Annotated in this window: 5 protein-coding genes; 3 read left to right on the top strand and 2 right to left on the bottom strand. The window is 54.4% G+C overall.

What is annotated here, in order from left to right; translation table 11 throughout:
• Nucleotides 1-597: 597 nt before the first annotated feature.
• The gene (gene trmD, locus WKK33_RS05735) at nucleotides 598-1,275 is read right to left on the bottom strand and encodes a tRNA (guanosine(37)-N1)-methyltransferase TrmD (protein WP_337932894.1); all 678 of its coding nucleotides are present in this window, start codon (nucleotides 1,273-1,275) and stop codon (nucleotides 598-600) included.
• A 95-nt stretch (nucleotides 1,276-1,370) separates the two neighbouring features.
• Nucleotides 1,371-3,365, bottom strand: a complete 1,995-nt coding sequence (ligA, locus tag WKK33_RS05730) for an NAD-dependent DNA ligase LigA (protein WP_337932893.1) — start codon at nucleotides 3,363-3,365, stop codon at nucleotides 1,371-1,373.
• A 328-nt stretch (nucleotides 3,366-3,693) separates the two neighbouring features.
• Here ligA and WKK33_RS05725 point away from each other — a divergent pair, with 328 nt between their 5' ends.
• The 3 genes from WKK33_RS05725 to WKK33_RS05715 are packed head-to-tail and all read left to right on the top strand — an operon-like array spanning nucleotide 3,694 to nucleotide 7,485.
• On the top strand, nucleotides 3,694-4,359 hold the full coding sequence (locus WKK33_RS05725; RefSeq protein ID WP_215759956.1) for a phenylalanine--tRNA ligase beta subunit-related protein: 666 nt from the start codon (nucleotides 3,694-3,696) through the stop codon (nucleotides 4,357-4,359).
• Nucleotides 4,360-4,403: 44 nt separating this feature from the next.
• A complete protein-coding gene (coaW, locus tag WKK33_RS05720; protein WP_215759955.1) occupies nucleotides 4,404-5,225 on the top strand; it encodes a type II pantothenate kinase in 822 nt (273 codons plus the stop codon).
• 46 nt (nucleotides 5,226-5,271) lie between these two features.
• Nucleotides 5,272-7,485, top strand: coding sequence for a prolyl oligopeptidase family serine peptidase (locus WKK33_RS05715; protein WP_337569693.1), 2,214 nt, complete (start codon nucleotides 5,272-5,274; stop codon nucleotides 7,483-7,485).
• Nucleotides 7,486-7,708 lie beyond the last annotated feature (223 nt).

Here is a 7,708-nt window from a genome sequence, read left to right as displayed (position 1 = left end):
CAAGCCTTATTTGAGGCTTGATACCCCGCCATGCCCTTTCGCTGAATAGTTACCGGAAAGGAAGGAGTTGTGATTTTTGGTTAAAAAGTTGTGTCGGGATTTTGCTCAAACCAGTGAGCGAAATTGCCATTTTTGTGGAATCTTACTGGCGCGAACGAACCATGAATTTGCGTTTAGGCATTTTTCGAGTTGCAAAACATGCCTAAACGAGCCACCGTTTGGCGTCTTTCGCAGTGCCGATGGGCGTCTTCCGCACCTCGATTAGGCATGTTTTATGATGTGGAATGTTAAATGTGGAATATTGAACAAGGAACTTTGCCTGTAAGTAGTTGAATGTTAGACGATTACGAAAATATGCTAAGAGTCGCATATTTGCGCCAAATATTTCTGTGATGGAAAACAAATGTGTAGATTTCAATATAGGTTGTTGCGAAAATTGGAATGTGAGCCACAATGATTTCTGCCTCTTAGGCGGCTAAAGCGGGAGCCTTGTAAATAGTTTGCATGAGTGAGCGTTGAGGCCCTAAAACGAATTTCGGCAGATAAGAACCCAACGTATGGATGATTCTTATCTGCCGAAACAGGTGTCAGCTTCAGTTATTTCTTCAGCAGGTCGGGGCGCAAACGCTTGGTGCGCTCCATGGCTTGGTCCATCTCCCACTGCTTAATCTTGGCCTCGTTGCCCGAAAGCAAGATGTCGGGCACGCGCCAACCCTTGTACTCTGCGGGGCGCGTGTAGATGGGCGCCGCCAGCAAATCGTCTTGGAAACAGTCGGAAAGGGCGCTCTGGTCGTCGCTTATCACACCCGGAACCAGTCGGACCACGGCGTCGGCGATGCAGGCGGCAGCCAGCTCGCCCCCCGTCAGCACATAGTCGCCCACACTGATCTCGCGGGTGATGAGGTGCTCCCTGATACGCTGGTCGATACCCTTGTAGTGGCCGCAAAGGATGATGAGGTTCTTCTGCAGGCTCATGCCGTTGGCAATCTTCTGGTCGAAGCGCTCGCCATCGGGCGACACGTAGATCACGTCGTCGTAGTCGCGCTCGGCCTTCAAGGCGCTGATGGCGCGGTCGATGGGCTCACACTGCATCACCATGCCGGCAAAACCACCATAGGGATAGTCGTCCACACGACGCCATTTATCGCTGGTATAGTCGCGCAGATTATGCAAATGTATCTCTGCCAAGCCCTTCTTCTGGGCACGGGCCAATATGCTCTCGTTTACGAAGCCCTCCAACATCTCGGGCAAAACGGTAATAATGTCTATTCTCATACTGAGTGCAAAGTTACGAAAAATAAGTGTATAACAACCTGATTTTGGAATAAAAGCCCATGCGAAACGCATAAACAGGCGTGCGGGGAGGACCGTTATCCAAACCGTTCCACAAACTCGTCTTCCGAGATAATGGGTATGTTAAACTGATGGGCCTTCTGGTTCTTGCTACTGGTGGAGGTCACATCGTTATTGATAAGGTAGGAGGTCGACTTGCTTACCGAGCCCGTCACCTTTCCCCCCTGACTCTCAATGTAGGCCTTCAACTCGTTGCGGTTCTTGTAATGATGCACATCGCCCGTAACGACAAACACCAATCCCTTGCACTTCTCGCCCGTAGCGGCGGTCGACGTTTGCTCCACCGTGAGCACGTTGAGCAGGCGAGCCATTACGGAGCGATGCTCCTCCTGGTCGAACCACGCCACAAACGACTTGGCCTTCTCGGGGCCGATGCCTGGAATCATGGCCAGCGTTTCCTCGGCCGATGGGGTGAAGAGGTCTGTGGGGCGCACGTTTCCCTCGGCTAAGGCTATGAGATCGTTGAGGGAATAGGCCGACAGCAAGCGGTTGCAAACATCCTGTCCGCACAGGGGGATTGACAAGGCGTACAACAATCGGCGCGCCTCCACCTTGCGAGCGCGCTCCACCGACTGTCGAATGTTGGTGGCCGACTTGACGCCAAAGCCCTCCAAGGCGGCTATTTCCATTGCGTGGGTGGGCAGGTCGAATATGTCGGCATAGTCGCGAATCCATCCTAAGTTGATGAACTTCTGTAAGGTCTGCTCGGAGATGCCGTCGACATTGACACCCTGCTTCGACACGAATCGCGCAAACTTCCTCAGTTGCTTGGCGGGGCAGGCGGCATGGGTGCAATGTAAGGTCTTGGTGCCGCTTGCTGGGCTCACATCGACCCGTGTGGGCGATCCGCACACGGGGCACCGATCGGGGATGCTGAATGGTCCCACGGCTTGCTTCACCTTGATGACCTTCGGGATGATCTTGTTGGCCTTGATAACCTCCAGCAGCGTTCCCTTTCCGCCCATTCCCAGGCGCTCACACTCGCTGATGTTGCAGAGTGAGGCGCGTTTCACCGTGGTGCCCTCGAGCTCCACGGGGCGGAACACGGCCACAGGCGAGATGGTAGATGCGGCGCAGCTCCATTCCACATGGTCGAGCTCAGTGCTTGCACTCTCGTCGGCCCACTTAAAGGCGTAGCCGGCGCGTGTGGCGTGGTGGCCCGTCACCGAACCCGTTGCGGCGTATTCGGCATCGTCGTAAACAATGACCAGGCCGTCGACGGGGTAGGGGTTCTCGCGCTTGGTTACCTTCTCCGTCCAGCGCTCGATGGCCGCCTCCACATGCTCCAGTGTGGGATCGTCGATGCGTTCGTGGTCGACGGCGCCCAGTCCGGCCTTCGTCAGCCAGTCCATGCGTGCTCCCCACGTGGGTATTTCCTCGTCGGTGTGGACCAGTGTGAACGGTATCCAGCGGATATGGCGTTGCGCCACCTCGCGCGGATCCTTCAGGGTGAGCGATCCCGAAGCCAGGTTGCGGGGATTGGCATACTCCTCGTCGCTCTCCAAGTTGAACCGCTCAAAGTCCTCATACGAGATGACGGCCTCGCCGCGCACCACCACATGGCCCGTGGCGTGGATGGTTGCGGGAATTCCGTTGATGGCTTGTGCCAGGTGGGTGATGTTGGTTCCGATGTGTCCGTCGCCACGTGTCACCACCTTGGTGAGCTGCCCCTCGTCGTAGGTAACGACCAACGTCAGGCCGTCGAGCTTCCACGACATCCAAATGGGACGGCCCTCTGCCCATTTCACCAAGTCGGCGGGTTGCTTGGTTTTCGCCAATGAGAGGGCCGAAAACTCATGCTCCTCTTTCTTGCCGATCGTGGTGTCGGCCGACACACGGTGGGTGGGCGAATCGGGCAACACCACGCCCGATTGGCTCTCCAACTGTTTCAACTGGTCGAACTTCGCGTCCCACTCATAGTCGGTCATGAGTTCTCCACGACCATTATAATATGCGTCGGAAGCGCGGTTGAGCTCCTCGACGAGTGTCCTCATCTGAATAGTTATGTCCATTTCCATGATTTTATGATTGCGTCGTTGGCCTTTCGCCAACAGCAACGACTATCAAAACATCGACAAACTTACAAAAAAAGAATCGAATAAACGCCAAAGGCACGAAGAATGTTTTCAAAACATAAGTGGTAAAGTTCCTCCGTCCCGTGCTCCTCGCGCAATATCATCCTTTTCACGGCATCTTTTCTTGCCACGGCTTCACGAAAATGTTCCAATCAATGGCATTTTAGTCCAAATTTGTGATTTAACGAAACTTTTCAGCGTTTTTTCCTTTCATGCTCATGGGTTTTTATATAACTTTGCGGATATAATATCCTATCATTAACGCATGAATGTCATAGTAAGCCAAGATATCGAACAAGCCTGTCCTACCTTCGTGGGGGCTTGTGTGGAAGCCTCCGTCAGAAACACGCCTTATTGCGCGGCTTTGTGGGAGGAGATAGAGGCGCTGGGCGAGCGCTATCGGAGCTTCCTGACCACCGATACGGTAAAGGAGCTTTCGGGCATTGCCGCCACACGTCGGGTTTACCGCGCCTGCGGCAAGGACCCCTCGCGCTATCGTCCCGCCTCGGAGGCGCTCATCCGCCGGCAGTTGCAGGGCAAGGCGCTCTATCAAATCGACACACTGGTCGACCTGGTGAACTTGGCCAGCATAGCCTACGGGTACAGTATTGGCGGATTCGACGCCGACAAGATGGTGGGCGACACGCTGACGCTCGGCATCGGGCGTGAGGGAGAGCCTTACGAGGGCATAGGCCGTGGAATGATAAACATTGCCGGACTGCCCGTCTACCGCGACGAGAAGGGTGGCGTGGGAACGCCCACCTCCGACAATGAGCGCACCAAGATCACGCTCGAAACCACCCACCTCATGGTGCTTATCAATGGTTACGACGGCGATGAGAGCCATGTGCGTGAGAACGCCGAGTACATACAACAATTGTTGCGCAAGTATGCGGAAAGCGATGGCGGAAGCTATTACATCTACCGATAGGCGCAAAGCCAACATGCAAAACCAACCCAATTAACTCACACTTTATGGTAATAGGAATAGATGTGGGCATCAGCACCACCAAGATTGTTGGAATCAACAAGGAAGGCGATGTGGTGTCGCCCATTCGCATCAAAGCCACCGACCCGGTGACATCCCTCTATGGAGCGTTTGGAAAATATCTATACGACAACAAAATACGACTGGAGGACATTGAGCGCGTGATGATCACGGGCGTGGGATCGGCCTACATCAACTCGCCCGTCTATGGCTTGCCAACGGAGAAGGCCGAGGAGTTTATAGCCGATGGCTTGGGAGCGCGCTACGAAACGGGCATCAACCGCATGCTCGTGGTGTCGATGGGAACGGGCACGAGCCTTGTGCAGTGCGACGGCGACGACATTCGCCACATTGGTGGACTGGGCCTTGGCGGTGGAACGCTTGCCGGACTGAGCCGCATCATGCTGCAAACCGACGACATCAAGCAGGTGGTGAGCCTGGCCATGCAGGGCAACTCGGCAAATATCGACGTGCAGATTGGCGACATCAGTCCCAGTCCGTTGCCCGGCCTTCCCAAGAACGCCACGGCCTCTCTCTTCGGAAACGCCAAGAGCGACGCCTCCCGCGAGGATACGGCACTGGGCATCATCACCACGGTGCTGCAAACCATTGGGTCGAGCTGCATACTCGCGTCGCTCAACACGGGCATCCGTAAGTATGTGCTCATCGGCAACCTGACGCTGCTGCCTCAATGCCAAAAGGTGTTCCCAGCGATGGAAAAGCTCTACAATGTGCATTTCATAATTCCTAAATACTCGGAGTTTTGCACGGCCATTGGTGCGGCTTTGTGCTACAAGTCGGGCCGATGAGCTTGACCTCCCAGCTGTTTATTCCATTAACTTTAAATACATCACTATGAAATTAAAATTGATTGGACTGGCGGCATTGACCCTCGCCGCCACGGCCGTACGCGCCCAAGGTACGGCGGCCGACTACAAGCGGGCCTACAGTCTTCAAAGCAAGTTCCAACAAAAGACCGTTGCCCATTGGGCACACGACATCGGATGGAAGGATTCTTCCTCAGTGTTGCACTATTACATCGACACACAAGATGGAAGACGTTATATATCATACGATGTGACGTCGGGTATCTCAAAGACCTACAACTCTGAGAGGGAGATGAAGAAGGCGCTCGGCATGAAGGAGCGTCGCAACGCAAATGGTCAGCGCACCTACAACGATCCGTTCCGCCATAAAGAGCCTTTCTGGATGGATACCTACGACGAGCAGGACCAACGTGTGGTGGCTTCGCCCGACGGCAAGCTTGATGCGTGGATTGAGAACAACAACGTATATGTTCACGAGGTGGGCAAGCCCTGGTCGAAGAAGCGCGCCCTCTCGCAAGACGGAACCATCGGCCGCTACTACAGTTCCGACATCTATTGGAGCCCCGACTCACGCAAGATCTTCGTTTGCAAGCGCAACAAGGTTGAGAAGCGTTACGTTTACTATGTAGAGTCGTCGCCCGCCGACCAAGAGCAGCCTTATCTCCACAAGCAGGAATATGCCAAGCCTGGCGACGAACTGCCGCAGCACTGGCCTGTGATCTTCACCCTTACGGTTCCCGATTCGGCCGCAATGGCCAAGAATCCGAAGGGAAGCCTTATTGATGGCATGACTGTGAAGAAGGTGGAAGGCGACCCGCGCACCATCGAAAACCAGTATGAGCTCAACTGGTTCTGGTGGTCGCCCGATAGCCGCGAGGTGACCATGGAGTATAACCAGCGTGGGCACAAACTCTATCAGGTGCTGGCCATGGATGCCAATACGGGCGGATTCCGCACCATTGTGGAGGAGCGCGCCAAAACGTTCATCAATTATTATCGCCTGTGGCGCCAGTTTATCAACGATAGCAAGCAGATGCTTTGGATCTCGGAGCGCGACAACTGGAACCACATCTACCTCTATGACGTGCGCCCCGACAAGAAGGGCCGCATGGCACAGCCTCGCCAGATTACCAAGGGCGACTGGTTTGTGCGCAAGGTGCAGTATGTGGATGAGGCCAACCGCGTTATTTACTTCTCGGCTTCGGGCGTCAACAAGGACGAGGATCCTTATCTCGTACATTATTATAGAATCGACTTCGACGGCAAGAACATGACCTGTCTCACCCCGGCTGAGGGCAACCACTACGCCGTGTTCTCACCCGACTACAAATACCTGGTAGATGTTTACAGCAAGACCGATGTGCCTCCTGTAACCGAGTTGCGAAGCGCCGTTGACGGCAAGCTGCTGAAGACGCTTGAGACGGCCGACATCTCGAAGCTGAAGGCCAATGGCTGGGTGGCTCCTGAGATATTCAAGGCGAAGGGTCGCGATGGAAAGACCGACATGTGGGGACTCATCTACCGTCCCACCAACTTCGACCCGTCGAAGACTTATCCCATCATCGAATACATTTATGCAGGACCTGGCGACGCTTACGTTCCCAAGTCGTTCACCCCGTTCTTCTGGAATGCCACGGCTCTGGCCGAGTTGGGCTTCATCGTGGTTCAGGTCGACGGTATGGGCACAAGCTACCGTGGCAAGAAGTTTGAGGAGATCTGCTATAAGAACCTGAAGGACGCCGGACTGCCCGACCACATTCAGTGGATCAAGGCCGCTGCCGCCAAGTATCCTTACATGGACGCCAACAACGTGGGTATCTACGGCATGTCGGCAGGTGGACAGGAATCGACAACCGCCCTGTTGTTCCACGGTGATTTCTACAAGTGCGCCTATAGCTCATGCGGATGCCACGACAACCGTATGGACAAGATTTGGTGGAACGAGCAGTGGATGGGATGGCCCGTCGACTCAAGCTACGTGGAGTGCAGCAATGTTTACAACGCCCACAAGTTGGAGCGCCCATTGATGTTGGCTGTTGGCGAGATCGACAACAACGTGGATCCTGCAAGCACCTATCAGGTGGTCAACGCTTTGGAGAAGGCTGGTAAGGACTTTGACCTCATCGTCATTCCTGGAGCCCGCCACACCATGGGCGAGGCCTTTGGCGAGCACAAGCGTTTCGACTTCTTCGTGAAGCACCTCTACAAAGTAGATCCCCCCAAGTGGTCGGATCTGAAGTGATGATTTCGCACCAAGCCAGATGAGCAGAGCTGAGCTTGATTGGGCTTTGCCATGGCGAGAAAAGGTGCAATGAAACAGAACGATAAATATTGGAAAGGCCGAAACCCTACGAAGGGGTTTCGGCCTTTCTTGTCTAAAAACGGCTTAGGAAAGACGGTGTGTGTGTAGTTCGTAACCATCCGAAATATGCCGACTTGTGCCTTCCGTTTAAGTTGTCGACCTT

The organism is Hallella sp. (assembly GCF_037460745.1).
Classification (GTDB): domain Bacteria; phylum Bacteroidota; class Bacteroidia; order Bacteroidales; family Bacteroidaceae; genus Prevotella; species Prevotella faecis.
This window is presented reverse-complemented; position numbering and strand designations above follow the sequence as displayed.

Bases quoted from the DNA above. Each gene is read 5' to 3' on its own strand.
- WKK33_RS05725 (WP_215759956.1), top strand. From the start codon at position 3,694: ATGAATGTCATAGTAAGCCAAGATATCGAACAAGCCTGTCCTACCTTC.
- trmD (WP_337932894.1), bottom strand. From the start codon at position 1,275: ATGAGAATAGACATTATTACCGTTTTGCCCGAGATGTTGGAGGGCTTC.
- ligA (WP_337932893.1), bottom strand. From the start codon at position 3,365: ATGGACATAACTATTCAGATGAGGACACTCGTCGAGGAGCTCAACCGC.
- WKK33_RS05715 (WP_337569693.1), top strand. From the start codon at position 5,272: ATGAAATTAAAATTGATTGGACTGGCGGCATTGACCCTCGCCGCCACG.
- coaW (WP_215759955.1), top strand. From the start codon at position 4,404: ATGGTAATAGGAATAGATGTGGGCATCAGCACCACCAAGATTGTTGGA.